This is a genomic window from Pedobacter sp. KLB.chiD (genome assembly GCF_047040275.1).
GTDB lineage: Bacteria > Bacteroidota > Bacteroidia > Sphingobacteriales > Sphingobacteriaceae > Pedobacter.
Genome location: NZ_CP178207.1, coordinates 1,792,826 through 1,816,981 on the forward strand (window position 1 = coordinate 1,792,826; position 24,156 = coordinate 1,816,981).

Here is a 24,156-nt window from a genome sequence, read left to right on the forward strand (position 1 = left end):
TTAGTTTATCATTAAGCTCAAAGACAATAATAGCCACAGAATTACAGAAAACACGGAAAATTAATTGCAGCTCATTATCAGTTAGCGCAGTAGTATTAAAATTACCCCACTAAACTTCCAGAAATCACGTACTTTTGCAAAAAAACAATTCCTTTTGAAAACCGAAATTTTTGCCATTACGCCACCTTTTACGCAACTGAATACTCCATATCCGGCAACGGCGTATATAAAAGGTTTTCTGAATACCAAAAATATCAGTGCTACACAGGCCGACTTAGGGATTGAAGTGATTTTAGAACTGTTTTCAAAAAAGGGATTACAGGATTTATTTCATCACGCTGAACGGATCGTAGACGATAAAAAAAACATAAGCGACAATGCCAGGCGGATCATTGCTTTACAAGATGAATATATTAAAACCATTGATGCTGTAATTGCTTTTTTACAGGGCAAAAATCCAACATTAGCTTTACAGATTTGTAGTGATGATTTTTTGCCACAGGCTTCCCGTTTTTCGCAATTGGAAGAATTAGACTGGGCTTTTGGCGCGATGGGTACGCAGGATAAAGCGAAACATTTGGCCACGCTTTATCTGGAAGACATATCAGATTACCTTGTAGAATGCATCGACGAGAATTTTGGTTTTAGCCGCTATGCCGAACGTTTGGGAAGAAGTGCTAATTCTTTTGATGAGTTATATGCTACTTTATTAAATGAGCCTACATACATCGATCATATATTGATTTCAATTTTAAAAGATAAAATTGAAACGGTTGAGCCTAAATTATTTTTGATTTCGGTGCCTTTTCCAGGCAACCTATACAGTGCTTTTCGCTGTGCTCAATGGGTAAAAGCAAACTACCCGGAAATCAGAATTTCGATGGGTGGAGGTTTTCCCAATACCGAATTGAGATCTTTGTCTGATCCGCGTGTGTTTGAGTTTTTCGATTATATCACGCTTGATGATGGCGAGCTTCCCATCGAATTGATATATCATAATATCATACATTCCATCCCTGAAGAGGCCCACTTTTATAAACGAACTTTTCTGCTCGAAAATGGGAAAGTCGTTTATCGGAATGATGCTTTCAGAAGCGATTATAAACAAGCTGATGTGGGTACGCCGGATTATACTGGTCTGCTTTTAGATCGCTATATTTCTGTAATCGAGATTGTGAACCCGATGCACCGCATGTGGAGCGATGGGCGTTGGAACAAACTCACCATGGCTCATGGCTGTTACTGGGGCAAATGTACTTTCTGCGACATTTCTCTGGATTATATTAAAGTTTATGAACCTGTTGCAGCCAGGTTAATTGTTGACCGCATGGAAGATTTGTATGACAAAACCGGACAGAATGGTTTTCATTTTGTAGATGAGGCTGCACCGCCGGCACTGATGCGGGAAGTGGCGCTTGAAATTATCCGAAGAAAACTCGCGGTTACCTGGTGGACCAATATCCGTTTCGAAAAAAGCTTTACACGGGATTTGTGTTTGTTGTTAAAGACATCAGGATGCATTGCGGTTTCAGGTGGATTGGAAGTTGCATCAGATCGTTTATTAAAACTGATTGATAAAGGGGTAACGGTAGAACAGGTAACAAAGGTTACCCGAAACTTTACCGAAGCAGGCATAATGGTACATGCTTATCTGATGTACGGCTATCCAACGCAAACGGTACAGGAAACAGTTGATAGTTTAGAGATGGTACGACAGTTATTTGAAGCTGGCATCTTACAATCTGGCTTTTGGCACCAGTTTGCCATGACAGCGCATAGCCCGGTAGGAATGTATCCCGAAAAATTCGGAGTAGTTAAAGATTCCGAAATCATCGGAACCTTTGCAAATAACGACATTAACTATACAGATAAAACAGGTATTGATCATCAGAAATTCAGTTACGGATTAAAAAAATCACTTTTCAATTTTATGCATGGAATCTGTTTGGATTACGAACTGCAGGAATGGTTTGATTTTAAAATACCGAGGACTAAAATTCCTGCTAATTTCATTGAACAGGCATTGGCCGATAACGATCAGTTTAATACTAAACCGACTGCAAAAATTGTATGGATAGGAGGAAAGCCTTCTTCAGCATATTTTACAAAATCGAAAAAAGGAAATACCTGGGAAATGGCCTCACTCACCTTCCATCATAAAAAAGAAACCTTTACTATTCAGACGAATAAAAAAGAAGGCGAATGGTTAACTGCCATTTTGGATAAAATTTCGATCTCGAATGAAAAAGTCTATACTTTTCAGGAGGTTAAGGCGAATTTTGAACAGGAAATGGAAAATTTTGAGCTTTTCTGGTATGCTAAACCCATCAATACCTTGCGGGAATATGGTCTTTTAGTATTGTAAATAAATGCTCATGCTCGTTTCCAGTGAGCGTGAAACAGCCCGACGATTCAATCGTCTTTCTATAGCTGCACTCGTTAGAAACGAGCGCAAACTGCAATATGTAAATAAGTGCTCACGCTCGTTTCCAGTGAGCGTGAAACAGCCTGACGATTCAATCGTCTTTCTATAGCTGCACTCGTTAGAAACGAGCGCAAACTTGAATATATTTTTTTTGTATGGTAAATAAATGCTCACGCTCGTTTCCAACGAGCGTGAAATAGCCTGACGATTCAATCGTCTTTCTATAGCTACACTCTTTAGAAGCGAGCGTAAACCTGATCAAAATTACATCTTCATTTTAAAGTGTGTTAGGAAGTAAATGATGCAAATGAGTACAATCGAATTTATGATTAGAAGCAGCCAGGAAATAACCGATTTTCTATCTTTCATTACGGCTAGAAAGGCAGTGATATAAGCCATTGCGATCAGTGCTAAAAATAAGTTTACAGTCTGGATTCCCAGGATGTAATACCCGCTGTATGAGAAAACCGCTATGCTTAAGATTAAGAATATAACTGATGCTACGGTATAGAGTTTGTTCGGTTTCATATCTGATTAAAAAAGCTTGATTAGCCTGTTTAACATATCTAAAGTAGTTGCACTTAATCATTCCTGCTTACGCTTGTTCCAACCAGCGTAAAACAGCCTGACGGTTGAATGGTCTTTCTAATTGCTGGAGTTAATCTGAATCTTATCTTCCTGCATGGTTAGAAAATTGTTCATATTTTTTTATTAATCGCAATGGGGCACCGTAAACGTCCAGGTTTCTGATTCCCCGTTTGGAATAATGTAGCCGTTACCTTTTGCATTTTCGAACCACAATTTGCCGCGAAGTTTTTCCCGCGTACCTACTTCGTTTAAGGTGGCGCTATCGTAAAGCCGGCCATTGATCATTACATATTTGATTTTTTCAGAGTTGCGGATATCATCCAAAGGATTGGCATCCATGATGACCATATCGGCCAGTTTACCCACTTCCAATGAACCGATTTCCTTATTCATGCCTAAATAGCTTGCGCCATTGAATGTGGCCGCCCTGATCGCCTGCAGCGGACTAAAGCCACCCTGAACCAGCATCCACAATTCCCAATGTGCTCCCAAACCTTGAATCTGACCATGCGCACCAAGGTTAACCTTCGTACCACCATCAGCAATTTGCTTGGTGGCTTTTGCCACCTCAATGTGATTGTAATCACTATATTCCGAAGTGGTTCTGCGCCTTGCTCTTGCGTCAATAATGGAACGGGGGGTATAAGTCATCAATTTTTCATTTTCCCAAACATTGGTCCTGTCGTACCAATAATTTTCACCCCACTGGCCACCATAAGCTACAATTAAAGTAGGGGTATAGGCAACTTCTGTATTGTTCCAAAGCGTGGTCACATCTTTGTAAACCGGCAAAACAGGAATACTGTGCTCAATGCCGGTATGTCCATCTGCAACCATGTTCATATTGGTAAAAAATGTAGAGCCACCTTCTGGTACCACTTCCATTTTAAGCTGACGGGCGGCTTCTAAAATCTGTTGCCGTTGCTCTCTGCGAGGCTGATTGTACGATTTAACTGAAAATGCACCCACCGCTTTTAACCTGCGCAGGTTGGCTAAGGCGTCATCTAAACTATTAATCACCACTTTAAAGTCGCCATCTGCACCATACAAAATAGATCCTGTAGAGTAAACCCTCGGACCAACCATTCTGCCAGCTTTCAGCATTTCACTTTGGCTAAAAACCATTTCGGTATTGCTCGATGGATCGTGTGAAGTGGTCACGCCAAAAGCCAGGTTAGCCATATAACTCCAGTCGCTTTGCGGCGTTATGCCATCCGGACTGGTCCGCAGGTGGGCATGAACATCAACAATGCCCGGCATAATCGTTTTACCATTAACGTCAATAACTTTGGCATTTGCGGGAATGCTTACTGCATCTGTTTTTCCTATTGCGGTAATTTTATTTCCATCGGTAATGATGGTTCCGTTTTCGATAACCTCATCGCCTTTCATCGAGATAATTCTTGCCCCTTTCAGTGCAACTGTTCCGGTAGGGATGTCAGACTTTAATACCAGGTTAATGTCTATTGCGGAAGCTTCAGTTTTAGGCGTATTTCCATCGAAATTGAAGGCACTGTTTACATCAATAGTAAAATATTTTGGACCTAATGTCCAATGCAGGCTTTTGCTATCTGCGCTCCATTGCATGTATGTTCCGCCATCAGTAGTGACTTTGGTAACCGGGATAGCCTTATTGCCTGCAGATGCATCCTGCGGCGTACCGATATTAATCATCGGTGTAATGTAAACATTAAATAACTCGTTAAAGGCCAGCCATTTATTGTCCGGGCTGATCACAAACTGATTCGCATACTGAGATGTAAAATGAGTTCTTTCATTTGCGCCATTCAAGTCGATACTTTTCAGTGCTTTTTTGCCATCGGCATAACTCTGAAAATAAATACGGGTATCTGTATTATTAAATTGCGGTCGGATTCCATTGTCTGAAATCAAAGTTTTAGCACCGCCATTGGCCGGCATGACAAAAATACCCGTACCACGGCCAAAGTTATATCCTAAAACATCGTTTCCGCTTCCTTTTCTGAAAACAATTTTATCTCCTTTAGTAGAATATTGGGGCGAATAATAAAATCCTTTTTCATCACTTAGCATAATTGTTTTTCCCGATTTCACATCTGTACGTTTTATTGCTCCACGTAATTCATCGCTCCAGGTAGTGTAAACAACGTATTTTCCATCAGGGCTAAAGGCCGGTTCAAATTCAAAATCCAGTCCATTGGTTAACCTTTCCGGTGTGCCTGCTGGTAATTCCTGTTTGTAAAGATACCCTGCTGCATTAAAAACAATTATTTTTCCATCAGGCGAGGTAGTTAGCTGCCTTAACATTTTTGCCGAAAATTCATTACTGAAAACCTGCTGCTCAAAATGTAAGGCTTTTTGTACGGTTTGGATCGTATTGGCCTGAAAGGGGATAGTAGTATTGATCAAGGTAGCAATTTCCGTTTTTCTGATTTTCCCTTTTGCATAAAAAACGATGCTTTTACTATCCGGTGTCCAGGCAAAATTTGGGTAGACTCCAAAAATAGCCCATGTTTCCTGTTGATCATGGGATAAATCTTCATTTATAGGCCACTCTTCTCCGGTTTTAAGATTTTGTACGTACAAGGTAGATTTTAATCTGACCCGTTTTACAAAAGCAATTAAATTTCCGTCAGGAGAAACCTGCGGACGGCAAGCACCACCCTGTTCATCAATTAAGGTAATTAATTTTCCAGTAGTTAAATCCAGCTGGCGGATGGCATAAATGGTTCCGTTGGGGTCTTTACTGTATTCGAAATTAGGTCCGGGACTTACGTCTTCACTAAAATAAACATACCTGCCATCAGGAGATACGTTGGGCTCACCTGCATCCTGTTGGTCGTTTTTACGCTTGGTTAACTGTACACCATCACCGCCATTGATGCTATACATCCACATTTCACCTGCGCCTAAGGAACGGCTTGCTGTAAAATGCTTACGTGCAATGATATATTCACTGTTTGGCATCCAGGTGGCATTGTTCAATAACCTGAAGCTTTCTTTAGTGATTTGTTTTTTACCGGAGCCATCCCGGTTCATGATCCAGATGTTATCTCCGCCACTTTTATCACTCGTGTAGGAAATATATCTTCCGTTAGGGCTAAAGCGCGGCTGAACATCCCATGCAATACCTCCGCTAATCAGCTTTGCCACACCTCCGGTAACTGGCATTACATAAATGTCGCCCAATAAATCAAAAACAATTTCCTTTCCGTCGGCACTTACATCCAGGTTCATCCAGGTACCTTCATCCGTATTTAAGGTAAAGTTTTTGGTTGTTCCCTGGTATTTTTCAATATCCCATTTTTTTTCCTGGGCATTAGCAATAAAAAACAATAGCGAAAGAGCGGCTAGAAAATAAAGGTGTTTCATTATATATTGGATGGTTATTTGGACAATTCGTGTATTTTCTTGAATATTTTTTTTAAGAATGTATCTATTTCAGCACTGCTGAACATTAATGTTTTTCACCTACATTTCGATAAAAAATGCAATTTAATCGTATCATCATACTGATCCGATAGCAATCTGATTTATTTCAGCACCTTTCCTGCTATTCAGATCCTGGAACAAATTCAGGGTGACGACACTAAACAAAAGGGAATAATCTGCAACTGCGTTTTTAACATAAAACCTGTCTTATCGAACAAAGTTAATAATCTTTTCTGAAGATGATTTTTCAATTTCCAACAATAATAAGTGGCGATTTTGGATTAAATGTATAGTTTTGATATCGCCGATTTATGACAGCAGTAGAGATTTTACAAAAATATTGGGGGTACCAGGCTTTCAGACCATTACAGGAAGACATTATCGCTTCGGTTTTGGAGGGCAAAGATACTTTAGCACTTTTGCCAACAGGGGGTGGTAAATCAATCTGTTTTCAGGTGCCGGCACTGGTAAAGGAGGGAATCTGTATCGTGGTTTCTCCTCTGATTGCCCTGATGAAAGATCAGGTAGAACACCTGAAATCGAAAGGAATCGAGGCTATAGCTATTTATGCTGGCATGGGGAAGCGCGAAATCGATATTTTGCTGGATAACTGCATTTATGGTAAAGTGAAATTCCTGTATCTTTCTCCTGAAAGATTGCTGTCAGAGTTGGTTCAGGTGAGGATTTCTTACATGAATGTAAATCTGATTGCGGTTGACGAAGCGCACTGTATTTCGCAATGGGGGTATGATTTTCGTCCACCTTACCTACAGCTATCCAAACTGCGCGAAATTTTACCTGATATCCCGGTTGTGGCACTTACGGCAACCGCGACCGAATTTGTACGACAAGATATCGTAGCGAAACTGGAAATGAAAGACCCACAGGTTTTTGTAAAAAGTTTTGCCAGGGATAATTTGAGCTATGTGGTTGTTGGTAATGAGGATAAATATAAAAAGCTGATCGATATCTGTAAAAATGTGAAAGGTACCGGTTTGGTATATGTTCGTAATCGAAGGGAAACCGCAGAAGTAGCCAATTTTATCAATCGAAACGGAATTAAAGCTGATTTTTACCATGCCGGCCTGGAACGTGATGTACGCTTTTTAAAGCAGGAAAAATGGAAGAACAACAAAATCCGGATTATGGTGGCTACCAATGCTTTTGGGATGGGGATAGATAAGGCAGACGTTCGTTTTGTGGTGCATTTGGATCTGCCGGAAAGTTTAGAAGCCTATTACCAGGAAGCCGGCAGGGCAGGGCGCGATGAAAAAAGAAGTTATGCCGTTTTATTGGCCAATCATGCGGATATTATTGGCTTAGAATCAAGGTACTTAGACAGTTTTCCTTCATCAGAAGAAATCAGAAAAACATATCATTACCTGGGCAATTATTTTCAATTGGCATTTGGTGCGGGCGAAGGTTTAACCTTTCCTTTCGATATCGCTGATTTTTGCAAACGATTTAATGTTAATGTTTTAAAAACAATTTCTGTACTGAAATTTCTGGAACATGATGGCTATATTACCTTTTCAGAAAGTGTTTTCCTGCCTTCCAGGATCATGTTTATCGCCAGTCACGAGGATATTTATCGTTTTCAGATCGAAAACAAGGCCTATGACGGGATTATAAAGACAATTTTACGCTCGTATGGTGGAGCTTTTGATGGTTTTGTTAAAATCAATGAAGCAGATTTGGCCAAAAGAACAGGGTTGTCTTATCAGGATGTTGTTGTTCTGCTGGATAAATTACAAACAATCGAGTTGCTCACTTATATCCAACAAACAGATCAGCCTCAATTGCAGTATATCAGGCCGAGGGTAGATATGGATCATTTTGATCTGGATGTGAAGTACCTGGAATTGAGAAAGGATATCCTGCACAAACAGATCAATGCTGTGGTAGCTTATGCTTCGTCTAATTTATGCCGAAGTATTCAGCTACTTCATTATTTTGATGAACACCAAGCGGCAAAGTGCGGCGTTTGCGACGTTTGTCTGGCTGAAAAAAGAGCGGAGAACCATCATTCGCTACGTGAAGAGATAGATTATGACATTATTTCTTTACTTCAGCAACAACCTTTAAGTCTCGATGATTTGGTTGGTCATATTAAAAATGGTACAGAAACAGATAGAATTGATGCCATAAGAGAACTGTTGGATGCAGGCAAGATTAAAACTGATGGGAAGAAGTATTATCTGGAGATGTGAGATGTGAGAAAAATGCCGCTCAGGTTAGCAATAAAATATTAGTTTTGTAATGAACTATTTAATCCTTACAAAAAAACATCATTATAATCTTCCGCGAAGCGAAAAAACAAATGATAACAAAAAACAATAAGAAAACCATCCGTTCGTGGGCATTTTTCGATTGGGCGAACTCTGCCTATAATCTAGTCATCACTTCTACCATTTTTCCTGCTTATTACACCATTATCACTACTACTAAAGAACATGGTGATAAAGTAGACTTTTTTGGCAGAACCTTTGTAAATACCTCGCTTTCCAATTATGCCCTATCGTTTGCATACCTGGTTATGGCTTTTGTCCTGCCCATACTTTCGTCTATAGCGGATAGAAGAGGCAACAAAAAATCGTTCATGAAATTCTTTACCTATATAGGTGGGGTGGCTTGTATCGGGTTATATTTTTTCAAATTAGATACACTCGAAATGAGTATTATCTTGTTTGCCCTGGCAGCAATGGGTTATATTGGCGGTGTATTGTTCAGTAACTCCTACTTGCCTGAGATCGCAACAGAAGAACATCAGGACCGTGTAAGTGCACAGGGTTTCTCGTATGGGTATATCGGTTCTGTTCTGCTTCAACTCATCTGTTTTCTATTTGTGTTAAAGCCCGAATGGTTTGGCATTACTGATGCCTCATTCCCGCCAAGGTTATCTTTTTTACTGGTTGGGTTATGGTGGATCGGATTTTCACAGATCCCTTTTAACGTACTGCCAAACGGAACACCCCAGCAAGATAAAGTGAAAACCAATATTTTTAAAGATGGCTTTAGCGAACTATCTAAAGTTTGGTCGCAGTTAAAACAAATGAAGGTTTTAAAGGGATTTTTAATTTCCTACTTTTTCTATTCGATGGGGGTACAGACCATTATGCTTGCGGCGGCTGGTTTTGCTGAGAAGACATTAAAATTAGGTACTGCCAAACTGATTGCGGTGATATTGATTATTCAATTGGTCGCTATTCCGGGAGCGATGCTGATGTCGTTTTTTGCAAAAAAGATTGGCAATATAAACGTACTGATTATGGTTGTTTTGGTGTGGATAGGTTGCTGTATTTACGGTTACTATATTACAAACGAGTATCAATTTTATTCATTGGCAGCAATTGTTGGACTGATTATGGGCGGAATCCAGTCTTTATCACGCTCTACCTATTCTAAATACCTTCCTGTTGATACTAAGGATACTACCTCATTTTTTAGCTTTTACGATGTAACAGAAAAGCTGGCGATTGTAATTGGTCTTTTCAGCTTTGCCTATATTGAAGATTTAACCGGAAATATTCGTTATTCTATTATTGCTTTGGCATCATTTTTTATTGTTGGATTGGTTCTTTTAATACTTTTAAGAAAAAACGAACGCAAAGCCTCGTTAAAATTGTAAGTTTGCAGCTGTAAAGAATATGATGAAAGTAGAATTATTTGTACCCTGTTTTGTAGATCAACTTTATCCGGAAACTGCTTTTAATACCCTAAGATTACTGGAGAAATCGGGATGTGAGGTAACCTACAATTCAAAGCAGACCTGTTGTGGTCAGCCAGCTTATAATGCTGGTTATTGGGACGAAGCGAAACAGGTGGGTACTAAATTCTTGAACGATTTCTCTGAAAATACCTATATCGTTGCTCCCTCTGCATCCTGTGTGGGAATGGTTAAAAGCGGTTATAACGACCTATTTACGAATACCATTGTGCACAATAAATGCAGAAGCCTGCAATCTAACATCTGGGAGTTATCAGACTTTTTGGTTAAGGTGGCCAAGAAAGATTATTTTGGTGCTGAGCTGGAAGGAAAAGCGGTATACCATGATTCTTGCAGTGCCTTGCGCGAGTGTAAAATAAAAGATGAACCCCGTCATTTACTTTCAAAAGTACATGGTTTGGAGATGATCGAAATGGAAGATACTGATATGTGCTGTGGCTTTGGCGGAACATTTGCAGTTAAATTTGATGCCATCTCATCGGCCATGGCCGAGCAGAAAGTAAACCATGCCCTGGCGCAAGGTGCCGATTATATTATATCTACTGATTTATCCTGCCTTTTACACCTTCAGGGATACATCGAAAAAAACAACCTTCCGATTAAAACCATGCACATTGCCGATGTACTTTGTAATGGCTGGCTGGAGAGTACGGAATATTAACCCCGGCCCCTAAAAGGGGCTTAAGTTTCGAATCGCAATCGCTGACTGGCGGCTCAGCAGCCGATGGATCTTATTCAACAGAAAACTCCGGATTTGCGGCCAGGATTTTATTTTTCGCCATTACGCCGAAGCATTCATAAAAGTTTGTGTAAAACAAATTACAAGATGTGTTTAATTCGTTAAGGTACTCATTTAGCTATTAATGACCACTTTATCTCAGGGCCCTGATCGAAGTTTTCGGTCAATCAGGGCACAGACCGGGAAAACATCGGCGTTGAAATAAATTCACGTTATAGCGAAATTATGCCTGCAGCGTTTTCCGGTAAAAAAGAATTACAGTTTTTGCAAAATAAACCTGACCGCCAGCGTTATCCCGATTGGAAGATCAATTTAAATTAAAGGTTTTGTTTTATCGGGATTAAGCAGAGGGCAGGACTAACCCAACCGAAGAACTGCTGCATTTGCTTTTCAAAAAACAATTGTAAAAATTAAATTACATCGGCCATTTGACAGCTGAACCAGGTCATCCAGGCATCAGCTTTAACACAATTTAATACGTTTTCTATTACAATCTAAAATATCTTTGTTAAACCTTTTCTATGCTTTGCTATCTAAGCTACAAAACAAAATCATCATGAAAAAAATAACCGTTGCTTTACTTGGGTTTTTATCAATTGTATCTGTGGCGAATGCACAAAAGAAAAAAACTTCAGGAGCTATACAGTTTGAAAACACCATAGATCCTGCAGCCATGGCTTCAGCCAATGGCATACAGTTAACCGATCAGATGAAAGCGAGGATGCCTTCATCAAGCAAAACCAATTTTGAATTATTATTTACGGCAACCCATGCCAGTTATATGCCTGTTGAAGAAACGGAAGATAGTAACGGTGCAGGTGGCGGTGGCGGCGGAATGGGCCGGATGATGATGCGCTTTGGTGGTGGCGGTGGCAACCGGGAATATTATTATAATTTTGCTGATAAAAGCTTAACAGAAGTATTCGACCTGAACGATACCACTTACTATATGCCGAGTAAATTAACCCTATCTACTTCGGGTCCAATTTCTTCTTTCAGAACGGGTGGTGGCAATCCAAATGATACTGCAAGAGCAAAAATGGCCCAGGCTCCAAAAATTGAAGTGGTTAAAACTGATTCAACCAAACAGATTCTGGGTTTTACCTGTCACCAGGCCATTGTAAGATCAACCAGGGCCATCAAAATTTTAGATATGGATAAAAATGTGGTGGAAGAAACCAAAATCTGGTATACCAACGATTTAGGTTTTGATTTTTCTCCTAATCCAAACATGTGGACAGAAGGTGCGGTATTGGCTATTGAGGGTAGAGGAAACAGCTCCATAGCCAAGAGTATTGAATATAGAAACGTTAGTGCCAAAGACGTTACTGCTCCTAAAAAAGCAAAATTGATTACTCCTGAGGAGTATAAAGCCAAGATGGAGAATATGATGAAGCGTTTTAGACAGAACAGGCCAGGTGGCGGTGGTCAGGGAAGAGCCTTTGGAATGAATTAGTAGAAAATCACTGTAATTTAATCAAGGCCCGGAGTGTTAGCTTCCGGGCTTTTTTGTATCATTTTCGAAGCGATTAACCGTAATGCATACATATTTCATATAATTGGGTTCAGATACAAGCCTAACCGAAGTGATCATAGCAGAAAACAAAACAAATTTATTAGCGGGCAAACAGCATTTCGAAATCTTAGATGGATTAAGAGGAATAGCTGCTATTGTAGTGGTAATTTATCATTTTATGGAAATTGCCATTACCGATTATAACAAGAATTTTCTGTCGCACGGTTTTCTGGCTGTCGATTTCTTTTTCTGTTTATCGGGCTTTGTAATTGCTTATGCTTATGATAGCCGGGCACCGCATCTTGGTTGGTTACAGTTCGTTAAAGTGAGGCTGATCCGTTTGCATCCCCTGGTTGTGATAGGTTCAGTTTTGGGGCTGCTCACGTTTTTATTTGATCCTTTCAGTGATTTTTATCCAGTTTACGGTTTCGGGAAAACCTTATTCTTGTTTTTAGCTTCGGTATTTCTAATCCCTTATCCGCTAATGCCCGAGCGCTATACCAACCTGTTCTGCTTAAATGCTCCGGCGTGGTCGCTATTTTGGGAATATATTGCCAATATTTTTTACATCCTGATACTTTACAAACTGAATAAAAAAGTGTTGATTGTTCTGGCATTAGCTGGAGCAGCATGCCTTGTTTATATAGGAGTAAAGGTTCCCAATGGCAATTTAGGTGGTGGCTGGGGTGGACAAAATTTTTGGGATGGTGGGGCGAGGGTACTTTACTCATTCACCGCCGGAATGCTGGTTTATCGGTTCAATTGGATCATTAAAAATAAATTGGGCTTCCCGGGCATGATTGTACTCTTACTGGCCGCTTTCCTGTTTCCTTATGCTGATGCTTATAACTGGATTACTGAACCCATCATCGTCGTATTATATTTTCCACTTTTGGTGGCTTTGGGTGCAGGTACGGCGGTAAACCCCGCTTCAAAAAATATCTGTAAACTTTCTGGTGAAATTTCCTATCCCTTATATATGACACATTACCCATTTGTATGGGTGTTTTTAACTTACGTGGCCGTGGTTAAGCCAGGTGTGGATACGCTGTGGAGCGTTATTCCCGTTTCTGTAATATTTTTAATTGTTTTGGCTTATCTTGTGATGAAGTTTATCGATATTCCACTGCGTAAATATTTGAAAGCTAAATTTTTGACGTAGTATTGTAAACGTTTCGTGGAGACAAAAACCATTGATTAAAATCCATGAAATGATGCACCCATGGCATGGGATGAAAATATGACTCATTAAAAAAAATAAAATTAACCGTTTATGAAATCTCTAAAAACCGCTTTGCTTTTGCTTTCCTTACTATTGCTGTTCAGTTGCACATCATCAACCAGCAACTATGCCTACAATGAAAAAGTAACTTCTGTTTTTCTAAGCCAGATGAGACAGATTGATGAAGCAGACAGTGCTTTTAAAGATACTTCGAAGGTTTACTCAAAAGGTCTTACTGATTCAATTTTCTTATCAATCAAAGCAGATAACCTGGTCAACAATTCAAAAATGGAACTTGCAGAGATAGCAGATTTGAATCCGGGTAAAGAAGCTAAAAAATTTAACGACGAGGTTGTAGCCTACCTTAAGGCCATAACTGATTATGGAGAAACAGCTCAACAAATGTTAAACTCAAAAACTGTTGACGAAAGGAAAAAACTACATGAGCAGCTGATGTTGAAATATGAAAAACTGAATACTTACCCTGACAAGGTATTGGAGATTCAGAAAACATATCTGAATGAAGTTGGCCTGCAACCGAAGTAGAATTTCAGTTTTCTATCAATTAAATTATAAAAATCGTATCTTTGCACGAAATAAAATCACATTGTAAGTGATCTTTAACACTTTTTTTATTTAAAATTTAAATCATAGTTGTAGATGATTAACATTACTTTACCTGACGGTTCTGTCCGTCAGTACGAAAAGGGCACTTCTGCCCATCAAATTGCATTATCAATTTCTGAGGGCCTGGCCCGTAACGTGTTAGCCGCTGAAGTTAACGGCGAGGTTTGGGATTCGACAAGACCGATCGAGGCGGATTCAGCAGTAAAATTATTGACCTGGAATGACGCAGCCGGAAAATCGACCTTTTGGCATTCATCTGCCCACTTAATGGCCGAAGCTTTAGAAGCACTTTATCCGGGTACCAAATTTGGTATCGGTCCGGCGATTGAAACCGGTTTTTATTACGATGTAGACTTTGGAGACCGCGAATTCTCGTCAGATGATTTCAAAGCCATTGAAACCAAAATGATCGAACTGGCCAAACAAAAGGAGACTTTTGTTCGCGAAAGTGTAAGCAAGGCTGATGCAGTAAAATATTTTACTGAAAAGGGTGATGAATATAAATTAGATTTAATCGACGGCCTGGAGGATGGTAAAATTACCTTTTATACCCAAGGTTCATTTACCGATTTGTGCCGGGGTCCGCATATTCCAAATACCGGTTTTGTAAAGGCCGTTAAACTGATGAACGTGGCCGGGGCTTACTGGCGTGGCGATGAAACTAAAAAACAGTTAACCCGTATTTATGGTGTAACTTTCCCTAAAGCGAGCGAGCTTACTGAGTATCTTTTAATGATTGAGGAGGCGAAAAAACGCGATCACCGTAAGTTAGGTAAAGAGTTAGAACTGTTTGCTTTCTCAGAAAAAGTTGGAATGGGCCTGCCTTTGTGGCTGCCTAAAGGAACTGCTTTGCGTGAGCGCCTGGTGAACTTTTTAACTAAAGCACAGGCTAAAGCGGGTTATGAGCAGGTCGTAACGCCACATATCGGTCATAAAAACTTATATGTAACTTCTGGTCACTGGGAGAAATACGGTAAGGATTCTTTCCAGCCGATTAAAACACCACAGGAAGGAGAGGAGTTCTTTTTAAAACCGATGAACTGCCCGCACCACTGCGAGATTTATAAAACCAAGCCGCGTTCCTATAAAGATCTTCCGGTTCGTTTTGCCGAGTTTGGAACAGTTTACCGTTACGAACAAAGTGGCGAATTACACGGTTTAACCCGTGTACGTGGCTTTACCCAGGATGATGCGCACTTGTTCTGTATGCCGGAACAGGTTAAAGATGAGTTTAAAAAAGTGATCGATCTAGTGCTTTATGTATTTAAATCGTTGGGTTTTGAAAATTATACGGCACAGGTTTCGTTAAGAGACCCGGAGAACAAAGCCAAGTACATCGGCTCTGATGAAAACTGGAAATTATCAGAAACTGCGATTATCGAAGCCGCTGCAGAAAAAGGCCTGAATACCGTGGTTGAATATGGCGAAGCTGCTTTTTATGGCCCTAAACTCGATTTTATGGTTAAAGATGCTTTAGGCAGGAAATGGCAGTTGGGTACCATCCAGGTGGATTACAATTTACCGGAGCGTTTCGAATTGGAATACACCGGTAGCGATAACCAGAAGCACAGACCGGTTATGATTCACCGTGCACCATTTGGTTCACTGGAAAGATTTATTGCCGTGTTGATTGAACATTGCGCCGGAAACTTTCCTTTATGGTTAAGTCCTGAACAGTTTATTATTCTTCCTATTTCAGAAAAATATGAAGAATATGCAAAAAAAGTTTTGGATGAATTAAATAATTCCGATATTCGCGGGCTGATTGACTTTCGTGATGAGAAAATCGGTCGCAAAATACGGGACTCGGAAGTTAAAAAGATCCCTTACATGCTCATTATCGGGGATAAGGAAATGGCAGAAGGTAAAGTTTCTGTTCGTAAACATGGTGAGGGAGATTTAGGTGAAATGACTTTGGAAGAGTTCAATAATTTATTAAGAAAAGAAATAACAGTTTAAATTAAAATAATACAAATTTGGCATTAGGAAGACCAGGATTTAATAGGGGGCCACGTCCACCTTTTAAGAAAAAAGAAGCAGAGCATAACATTAATCAGTATATAAAATCGCCCGAAGTGCGTTTAGCTGGCGATAATGTTGAACCGGGGATTTATCCTTTGGCGAAAGCTTTGGCACTTGCTGATGAACTGGAACTGGATTTGGTAGAGATTTCTCCAAATGCTGTACCGCCAGTTTGTAGAATTATTGATTACAGTAAATTTGTTTACGAGCAAAAGAAAAAGCAGAAAGAAATTAAAGCTAATGCAAAGCAGACTGTAATCAAGGAGATCCGTTTTGGTCCTAATACCAACGATCATGATTTCCAGTTTAAATTAAAACATGCAGTAAGCTTTTTAGAGAACGGAGAGAAAGTTAGGGCTTATGTGCATTTTAAAGGCCGGGCAATTGTTTATAAAGAGCAGGGAGAGATTTTGTTACTAAAATTTGCCCAGGCTTTAGAAGATGTAGGAAAAGTAGAGCTTTTACCGAAGTTAGAAGGTAAGCGTATGTTCCTTACAGTTGCACCCAAAGTAGCAAAAAAATAAAAATAGGTTTATAAATTAAAAAACAGGTTATGCCAAAAATGAAAACCAATTCCAGTGCTAAAAAGCGTTTTTCGCTTACTGGAACAGGTAAAATCAAAAGAAACAACGCATACAAAAGTCACATCTTAACCAAGATGAGTACTAAACGTAAACGTGCCTTAGGTCAAGCAAGTATCGTATCTGATGCTGATATGGGTAACGTTAAACGTATGCTTTGTATCGGAAAGTAATTTATTAATTCACCAGGTATCAGGCTTTAAGTTTCCGGTTGAACGGAACGCCGCTTACCAAAAAACAACAACAACATGCCACGTTCGGTAAACGCAGTAGCTTCGAGAAGAAGAAGAAAAAAGATCCTTAATTTAGCCAAAGGTTATTGGGGAGCAAGAAGTAAGGTTTATACTGTTGCTAAAAACACAGTAGAAAAAGGTTTGCAATATGCATACCGTGACCGTAAAGTTAAGAAAAGAGAATTCCGCGGATTGTGGATCCAACGTATCAACGCTGGTGCACGTCAACACGGTATTTCTTACTCTCAATTAATCGGTAAACTTGCTTCAAAAGAAATCGGTTTAAACCGTAAAGTATTGGCTGATTTAGCAATGAATCACCCAGAAGCTTTCAAAGCTGTAATTGATGCAGTAAAATAGAAATTTTCGCTTAGGCGATAATCATATTTTAAAAAGGTTCCGATGCAAATCGGAACCTTTTTTTGTTAAATGGACTTTCGAGGCCTGATCTGGATGATGCACATCAGACCCCATAAGTCTTGCAACGTAAATAATGGCATGATACCTATTGAAGTTAATTAGGTATGATGGATTTATCCAAAAACGGGTCGTCATCTCCTGCAGCAACGCGGAGTGGAGAGATCTGTCCAGGCAAATTTGGTTTCTCTGAGTCTGCGGATTATCCACTTTGTTACCGGTGTACAATCGGTACAGGTATTATTCCGACTGAAATACGGAGACATACAAGTTCAGCTGCATTTTGCTCCCCGTTCTTTTTAATTAAACTAAAGCATGACGGCAGGATATTATAAGTGCTGCGTGTCAAAAACTAAACGCTCAGCTCTTACCCTAAACTATTGGTAAACTTCATCCTGATTCCACTCTGAAAGTTGAGGATTATTTTAAAGATTTCAATTAGCGTTACCTTCTCAATTTTGGTTAAACTATCAATTTCAATAAAGTTATTGGGGGCAGCCTGATCATTGATGATCAGATTGGCCTGATGTTTTAATCTTAAACCCATCAGGTAATAATATGATTGGGAAAGTTCATTAAATTGCTGTTCGCTAAAAACACGCAGATCTCTTAAAGCCTTTAAGCGCTCACCGGTATTTTCTTTCTGGAAAATCCTGTTTTGTAAAGCGTAAACCCTCGCTAGGTCTACAATTGGCGTCATGGCTGTTTTAATATCAAATACCTCTTTTTTGTGGATCTTTTGTGTTCGGATATTTTTAAAATAGGTAAGGGGCGGCTCATAAAGCAAAGCATTTTTGGCCAGGTATACATAAAATTTTTCAATTGGTTTTTGCAGTTCCTCATCAACAAAAGCCCTTAAACTTTCCATGATGGCCAAATCGCCGTAGATAGCCCTGCAATCAAAAAAAGCGGCAAATTTTACAGCAGTTTCGGGCAAAGCTTCTTCAATCCAGTTTTTATAATTGTACTTCCAGTGCGATAAGGAATGGGTCCAGTTTGGATTGGTGGCCATATAATCGCCATCACAATATACAAAGCCTACAAAATTTAGTTTATCCGAAACCTGTGTGGCCAGATCGAGAAAATAAGAACGTACAGCCGCCCTGTTTTCTTCTTCGGTGTCTTCATATATTATGGCATTGTCCTGATCGGTTTTTAAGCTCAGTTCTTTTCTGCCCTCACTACCCAAAACCATAAATACAAATTTTGCTGGCGGCGGACCTAATTTGGCTATAACATCTTCAATAATTTTAAAAGAAATGGTATCGGCAATAGTGGTAACCACTTCGTTTACAATTTTCGAATGCACCCCTCTGGATAGCAGCTTAGATACGATGCCTGGTACTTTTTGCCATTTTGATTTTAAATCGCCCGCATTCACAGCTGATTTTACCGATTGGATAAAAACCAATGGAGACTCTGCCTGTTCGCTTAACAGACGGTTTCTGCTCAGAAATCCAACAAAATTTCCGTTGTCGTTTACCAATAGATAACGTGATTTTTTGCTGAACATCATTAATATCGCTTCGTAAACATAAGCATCTGGCTTAATGGTTACAATATCGGTATCCATCACCTCATCAATCGGCAGGCCAGCACTTAGTTGCCTGGCGATTACATTATCTCTTAAAGTAATATCAGTTACAAAGCCCAGATAATCGCCCAGATCATTTTTAATAAAAAGACAGCTGGTTTTCTGTTCCGACATCTTAATGGCAGCTTCAAAAATTGGTGTGCCAGGACTGCAACTCACAATTTTTCTAAAAGTAATATCGCCAATACGGGCTGTATAAATTTGATCGGCTAGTTTATCTTCCATTCAAAAATCCCTGTAAAATTCTTCTAAAAGAAAATTCTTTTCGCTTTTCTTTGTCCATGTTAAAAGTATGCTCCTGTTGGTACACTGAAGTTAAACTAATTTTGCCTGTTTTTAAAAGATGAAAGAAAATTTTTGCCGTATTTAACGTATCCGATAAGGCATTATGAATATTTTCAGGCACTTCATTGAATAAAATGGTGTAAAATTTATCCAGTTTTAAATGACTGATAACGGTATTTGTGATATATGGCGCGCTTGCCTTCATGGTACAGAAAAAGGAGAGGTTTTTAAAGATGTTTCCTTTGCCGATGCGGTATAGTTCAACATTTACCATGTGATAATCGAGTTCGATAAAATGCCCGACAACCAAAGGTTTATATTTTTCTATATCTTCCGAAAACTGCAGCATTACCTGCTCTTTGTTTTCTCCATGATCATGTAGATATTCAGGGGTAATTTGGTGAATTTTTAACGCGGCCTTATCAATGGTGAAATCGGTATTTTTAATGTAGTGATTTTCGCGCTTAATTTCGCGATAGGATTGGTCGTAAATTACCCAGGCAATCTGGACAATATAAGGCCAGTTCTTTTCTTTAGAATAAGGGGCCGTCCAGTTTTTTGGCAGACCTGAGGTTTCGGTATCAACAACGAGGAAGTATGCTTGCAATTCTGATTGGTTAGATAAATAGTAGCAATGTGGTTTCAAAGATAACTATTATTTGGTAGCTGCGTAAAAGAAAATATTCATAACCCGGTTGCCAATGAAAGAAGTAGAGACTAAACAATCTAAAAGTACGGGCATTAAAAGATTGTTTCCGAACAAATCATTATTCACTAATCAGCATAAATACCATAGCTGCTAAAACGGATCCGATAATCGGCCCTATAATGGGTATCCAGGCATATGCCCAGTTGCTATTTCCTTTTCCCTTCATTGGGATCAAAAAGTGAATTGTCCGCGGGCCTAAATCTCTCGCCGGATTGATGGCATATCCGGTTGTTCCCCCTAGTCCCAGGCCAATTACCCAAACTAAAAATGCTACCGGGATTGCGCCGATTGAGCCTAAACCAATGGGTGTCGTAACCGTTTCTTTCGTACCCATGCTCGCATCTGTAAAGTAAAAAATCACAAATATTAAAACGAAAGTGCCAATAATTTCCGATAACAAATTTGACGGTGTGTTTCTGATGGCAGGAGCGGTGGCGAAAGGTGCGGCCTTTAAAGCCTGATCGTCAGTAGCATCAAAATGATCCTTATACAAAAGCCAAACCAGAAAAGATCCTGTCATCGCTCCGGCTAACTGGGCCATGATATAAAATGGAACCAGGGCCCAGCTAAAGCCCTTTCCGATGGCAAGTCCGAGGGTTACGGCCGGATTTAAATGTGCCCCGCTGTAGGGACCGGCAACAACAACGCCTATAAATACAGCAAGCGCCCAAGCTGTTGTAATGGCCATCCACCCACCATCATTACCTTTAGTGCCTTTGAGTACTACGTTAGCTACCACACCATTTCCTAGAAGAATCATTAGTGCTGTACCAATAAATTCTGCGAGATATACATTCATCACATTTAAAATCTTATTAATGCCCTAGTTAGTTTTCTGCACTTACCCTTGCTGCTTTTACAGCCCTGTTCCAGCCTTTTATTCTTTCTGTATGATCGACGCCTTCCTCAGCAATAAAAGTCCTGCTAATTTTCCATTGTGCACGGATCTGATCGATACTTTTCCAGAAACCGGTAGCTAAACCAGCAAGATAGGCAGCACCAATAGCGGTAACTTCTGTCACGTCCGGTCTGATTACTTTACAGTTTAGCAGATCGGCCTGAAACTGCATTAATAAATCATTGGCGGTAGCGCCGCCATCCACTCTTAACTCGGTAATATTTACGCCTGCATCTGCTTCCATCGCTTTCAATACGTCCATCGTTTGATAGGCAATACTTTCTAACGCTGCCCTGGCAATATGCGATTTGTTTGTACCCCGGGTTAATCCGGTTATGGTGCCTCGCGCATGTTGATCCCAGTGTGGGGCACCTAAGCCAGCAAAAGCAGGAACAATGTAAACACCATCGGTATTATTTACTTTTTTAGCTAAAGTTTCCACATCGGCCGATTTGGAAATTAATCCCATTTCGTCGCGAAGCCACTGTACAACAGCGCCTCCAATAAAAATACTCCCTTCTAAGGCGTAATTTACTTTGCCATTAATCTGCCAGGCAACGGTGGTTAATAGGTTATTGACAGAAATTTTTGGCTTTTCTCCAATATTCATCAGCATGAAACAACCCGTACCATAGGTATTTTTTACCATGCCGATTTCGGTACACATTTGACCGAACAAGGCCGACTGCTGGTCGCCGGCTATACCTGCAATTGGAATTTTTGCGGCTAATATCCGTCCAGCGGTTACGCCGTAAACCTCGCTCGATGATTTTACTTCGGGAAGCATTGCTTTTGGGATAGAGAAAAGCTCCAGTAATTCTTCATCCCAGCTTAAAGTATTAATGTTGTAAAGCATGGTCCGGGAGGCGTTGGTGATATCAGTTACATGTTTTTCGCCTGCTGTTAATTTCCAGATTAACCAGGTATCAATGGTGCCGAAGGCCAGTTTTCCTGCTTCAGCCTTTTCACGTGCGCCGTCAACATTTTCCAAGATCCACCTGGCTTTGGTTGCAGAAAAATATGAATCAATGATCAGGCCTGTTTTTTCCTGTATCTTCCCGGCCATTCTCTGGGCCTTAATTTCATCGCAATAGGCAGAGGTACGCCTGTCTTGCCACACAATGGCATTATAAATCGGTTTTCCGGTTTCTTTATCCCAAAGTACAGTGGTTTCCCGTTGATTGGTGATTCCGATAGCATCAATATCGCTTACGGTTAAGCCTGCTTTAACAATTACTTCTGTTACAACAGCCAATTGTGTCGACCAGATCTCCATTGGATCATGTTCTACCCAGCCAGCTTTAGGGTAAAGCTGTGTAAATTCCCTTTGTGCAATAGCAACAATTTCGCCATTGTAATTAAAAATAATAGCTCTCGAACTTGTGGTTCCCTGATCGATAGATAAGACGTGTTTACTCATAATTAAAAATTTGGTTAGCGGGCTATGCCTTTTATGTTATGGGGTAGATTGATGATAAAGATAACCATCGGCTAATTGATTAAAAGTTTCAATTTGATCGGCCTCCCACTTCTCATCTGCCGATAATTCTTTGGAAAGGAGGGAGGCTACCTTCGGTGCCACATCTTTTGCAGCCTGTGCGTCAATAAATAATATCCTCAGTCTTCTGCTTAAAATATCTTCTACAGTTTCTGCCATTTCGTTCCTCGCAGACCAGACCACTTCTGCTTCAACAAAAGGAAAAGAAGGGTGTAATGGTTTTCCAAGGCCAGGGTTTTCTTTAATTAAGGCTCTAATGTTATTGCAGTCAGTTCCATATATGGCTAAATGGCTATCTTCTTTAATTGTTGTGTTGCCATGTATACTTAAATTTTGTGTTAAACATGCTTTCGGTTTTAAACCTGCATGAGCAATGGCTAAATCGACTGTTTCTTCTGCCATTAGGCGATAAGTAGTCCATTTACCTCCTGTTATGGTAATCAATCCCTTCGCAGAAACAATTAGTTTATGGTCTCTGCTGATTTCCTTCGTGCTATTTGTATCGCCATTGGCAGGGGCGGCCAAGGGGCGCAGACCTGAGAATACGCTTAAGATATCTTCTGCGAGGGGCTTGCGGTTGAAATAGCCTGCTGCCGTACCCATAATAAAATCTACTTCTTCTTTTAATGCCCGGGGTTCTAAACTGTGTTCGTTTAAGGGGGTATCTGTGGTGCCAACCAATAAATGTTCGTGCCAGGGGACGGCAAATAAAACCCGGCCATCAGCAGTTTTTGGAATCATAAGTGCAGATTCACTGTTTAAAAAGCTTTTGCTTAGCACCACATGCACACCCTGACTGGGCCTTACCATCTTTTTTGTAGCGGGATTGTTCATTTGCAGGATATCATCAACAAATACGCCTGTTGCATTAATGACAATTTTACCGTTGTATTTGGCTGTTGAGCCAGTTATCATATCCAGTGTTTCGATACCGGTAACCATATCTCCGCTTTTTAACAGGCCTTTCACTTTAGTATAGTTCAATAATGAAGCGCCATTTTCGATGGCAGTTTGTGCAATATTGACAGCCAGACGGGCATCATCAAACTTTCCGTCATAATACCTGATGCTCCCTTTTAATCCCTGAGCTTTAATGCCAGGCATCATACTTAAGGTTGTTTTTTTAGAGAAAAATTTAGATTTGCCGAAGCTATATTTCCCCGCTAGCCAATCGTAAAGGGTAAGTCCGGTTAAATATTTCACAACAGAAAACCAATTATAGCAAGGAATGAGAAATTCTTCCTTATTGACCAGGTGTTTGGCGTTTTGTTGTAACAGGCCACGCTCCTTTAAAGCATGTTTAACCAAGCCGATATCGCCCTGTGCAAGATACCGGACACCACCATGCACCAGTTTGGTACTCCTGCTGGATGTTCCTTTTGCAAAATCAGATTGTTCTACCAATAGTGTTTTAAAACCCCGGCTTGCGGCATCTAATGCTATACCTAAGCCTGTAGCACCTCCGCCGATGATGATAAAATCCCAATTAATATGATCGGATAGATGATGTGCATGTAATCTCTTCATCAGGTTCTAAAAATAATAAAACGAAACTATTCGCAATTATAAGAAATCGTAATCGAAATAATATATAGAGTGGGTTAAAAATTTATTAAATATTTGTTTAAAATATTTTAAAGAATGTTTTTATTGCTAATTTGCGA

The 24,156-nt window shown here is 39.9% G+C and carries 17 protein-coding genes; 11 read left to right on the top strand and 6 right to left on the bottom strand.

All coding sequences use genetic code 11. The features are described 5' to 3' along the window. Positions 1-154 precede the first annotated feature (154 nt). The gene (locus ACK1I8_RS07145; RefSeq protein ID WP_412468646.1) at positions 155-2,365 is read left to right on the top strand and encodes a B12-binding domain-containing radical SAM protein; all 2,211 of its coding nucleotides are present in this window, start codon (positions 155-157) and stop codon (positions 2,363-2,365) included. A 771-nt stretch (positions 2,366-3,136) separates the two neighbouring features. Here the strand turns inward: ACK1I8_RS07145 and ACK1I8_RS07150 are convergent. Continuing rightward, positions 3,137-6,364, bottom strand: coding sequence for an amidohydrolase family protein (locus ACK1I8_RS07150; RefSeq protein ID WP_412468647.1), 3,228 nt, complete (start codon positions 6,362-6,364; stop codon positions 3,137-3,139). A 371-nt stretch (positions 6,365-6,735) separates the two neighbouring features. Here ACK1I8_RS07150 and ACK1I8_RS07155 point away from each other — a divergent pair, with 371 nt between their 5' ends. The 10 genes from ACK1I8_RS07155 to rplT all read left to right on the top strand — a co-directional run bounded on the left by ACK1I8_RS07155 (position 6,736) and on the right by rplT (position 17,451). After that, a complete protein-coding gene (locus ACK1I8_RS07155; protein WP_412468648.1) occupies positions 6,736-8,634 on the top strand; it encodes an ATP-dependent DNA helicase RecQ in 1,899 nt (632 codons plus the stop codon). Between the two features lie 110 nt (positions 8,635-8,744). Continuing rightward, a complete protein-coding gene (locus ACK1I8_RS07160; protein ID WP_412468649.1) occupies positions 8,745-10,052 on the top strand; it encodes an MFS transporter in 1,308 nt (435 codons plus the stop codon). A 22-nt stretch (positions 10,053-10,074) separates the two neighbouring features. Next, entirely contained in the window at positions 10,075-10,812 is a 738-nt protein-coding gene (locus ACK1I8_RS07165; protein ID WP_412469355.1) for a (Fe-S)-binding protein, read from the top strand. 634 nt (positions 10,813-11,446) lie between these two features. Then, complete coding sequence (locus ACK1I8_RS07170; RefSeq protein WP_412468650.1) at positions 11,447-12,346, top strand: hypothetical protein; 900 nt, start codon at positions 11,447-11,449, stop codon at positions 12,344-12,346. Between the two features lie 130 nt (positions 12,347-12,476). Beyond that, positions 12,477-13,568 (top strand): acyltransferase family protein, encoded by a 1,092-nt coding sequence (locus tag ACK1I8_RS07175; RefSeq protein ID WP_412468651.1) that lies wholly within the window; start codon positions 12,477-12,479, stop codon positions 13,566-13,568. A 111-nt stretch (positions 13,569-13,679) separates the two neighbouring features. Continuing rightward, positions 13,680-14,174: a hypothetical protein gene (locus tag ACK1I8_RS07180; protein WP_412468652.1), complete on the top strand. Its 495-nt coding sequence runs from the start codon at positions 13,680-13,682 to the stop codon at positions 14,172-14,174. 114 nt (positions 14,175-14,288) lie between these two features. Further along, positions 14,289-16,214 carry a threonine--tRNA ligase gene (gene thrS, locus ACK1I8_RS07185; RefSeq protein ID WP_412468653.1) on the top strand — a complete coding sequence of 642 codons (1,926 nt, stop codon included), beginning with the start codon at positions 14,289-14,291 and terminating at the stop codon, positions 16,212-16,214. Positions 16,215-16,231: 17 nt separating this feature from the next. Further along, on the top strand, positions 16,232-16,801 hold the full coding sequence (infC, locus tag ACK1I8_RS07190; RefSeq protein ID WP_051691975.1) for a translation initiation factor IF-3: 570 nt from the start codon (positions 16,232-16,234) through the stop codon (positions 16,799-16,801). A gap of 29 nt (positions 16,802-16,830) precedes the next feature. Continuing rightward, positions 16,831-17,031 carry a 50S ribosomal protein L35 gene (rpmI, locus tag ACK1I8_RS07195; protein WP_029279105.1) on the top strand — a complete coding sequence of 67 codons (201 nt, stop codon included), beginning with the start codon at positions 16,831-16,833 and terminating at the stop codon, positions 17,029-17,031. Between the two features lie 75 nt (positions 17,032-17,106). After that, positions 17,107-17,451 (top strand): 50S ribosomal protein L20, encoded by a 345-nt coding sequence (gene rplT, locus ACK1I8_RS07200; RefSeq protein WP_025144714.1) that lies wholly within the window; start codon positions 17,107-17,109, stop codon positions 17,449-17,451. 424 nt (positions 17,452-17,875) lie between these two features. Here the strand turns inward: rplT and ACK1I8_RS07205 are convergent, their stop codons facing one another. The 5 genes from ACK1I8_RS07205 to ACK1I8_RS07225 form a co-directional block, all read right to left on the bottom strand. Then, entirely contained in the window at positions 17,876-19,327 is a 1,452-nt protein-coding gene (locus ACK1I8_RS07205) for a DUF294 nucleotidyltransferase-like domain-containing protein (protein WP_412468654.1), read from the bottom strand. Then, a complete protein-coding gene (locus ACK1I8_RS07210; protein WP_412468655.1) occupies positions 19,317-19,994 on the bottom strand; it encodes an exonuclease domain-containing protein in 678 nt (225 codons plus the stop codon). Before ACK1I8_RS07210 ends, ACK1I8_RS07205 begins: the two co-directional genes overlap by 11 nt. Before the next feature lie 160 nt (positions 19,995-20,154). Further along, positions 20,155-20,895, bottom strand: coding sequence for an MIP/aquaporin family protein (locus tag ACK1I8_RS07215; protein ID WP_412468656.1), 741 nt, complete (start codon positions 20,893-20,895; stop codon positions 20,155-20,157). A 28-nt stretch (positions 20,896-20,923) separates the two neighbouring features. Continuing rightward, the gene (gene glpK, locus ACK1I8_RS07220) at positions 20,924-22,414 is read right to left on the bottom strand and encodes a glycerol kinase GlpK (protein WP_412468657.1); all 1,491 of its coding nucleotides are present in this window, start codon (positions 22,412-22,414) and stop codon (positions 20,924-20,926) included. A 36-nt stretch (positions 22,415-22,450) separates the two neighbouring features. Next, entirely contained in the window at positions 22,451-24,019 is a 1,569-nt protein-coding gene (locus tag ACK1I8_RS07225) for an FAD-dependent oxidoreductase (protein ID WP_412468658.1), read from the bottom strand. Positions 24,020-24,156 lie beyond the last annotated feature (137 nt).

Coding starts and splice junctions, on each gene's coding strand:
- ACK1I8_RS07150 (WP_412468647.1), bottom strand. CDS start 6,364: ATGAAACACCTTTATTTTCTAGCCGCTCTTTCGCTATTGTTTTTTATT.
- ACK1I8_RS07155 (WP_412468648.1), top strand. CDS start 6,736: ATGACAGCAGTAGAGATTTTACAAAAATATTGGGGGTACCAGGCTTTC.
- glpK (WP_412468657.1), bottom strand. CDS start 22,414: ATGAGTAAACACGTCTTATCTATCGATCAGGGAACCACAAGTTCGAGA.
- ACK1I8_RS07160 (WP_412468649.1), top strand. CDS start 8,745: ATGATAACAAAAAACAATAAGAAAACCATCCGTTCGTGGGCATTTTTC.
- ACK1I8_RS07225 (WP_412468658.1), bottom strand. CDS start 24,019: ATGAAGAGATTACATGCACATCATCTATCCGATCATATTAATTGGGAT.
- ACK1I8_RS07205 (WP_412468654.1), bottom strand. CDS start 19,327: ATGGAAGATAAACTAGCCGATCAAATTTATACAGCCCGTATTGGCGAT.
- ACK1I8_RS07170 (WP_412468650.1), top strand. CDS start 11,447: ATGAAAAAAATAACCGTTGCTTTACTTGGGTTTTTATCAATTGTATCT.
- rplT (WP_025144714.1), top strand. CDS start 17,107: ATGCCACGTTCGGTAAACGCAGTAGCTTCGAGAAGAAGAAGAAAAAAG.
- rpmI (WP_029279105.1), top strand. CDS start 16,831: ATGCCAAAAATGAAAACCAATTCCAGTGCTAAAAAGCGTTTTTCGCTT.
- ACK1I8_RS07165 (WP_412469355.1), top strand. CDS start 10,075: ATGAAAGTAGAATTATTTGTACCCTGTTTTGTAGATCAACTTTATCCG.
- thrS (WP_412468653.1), top strand. CDS start 14,289: ATGATTAACATTACTTTACCTGACGGTTCTGTCCGTCAGTACGAAAAG.
- ACK1I8_RS07180 (WP_412468652.1), top strand. CDS start 13,680: ATGAAATCTCTAAAAACCGCTTTGCTTTTGCTTTCCTTACTATTGCTG.
- ACK1I8_RS07215 (WP_412468656.1), bottom strand. CDS start 20,895: ATGAATGTATATCTCGCAGAATTTATTGGTACAGCACTAATGATTCTT.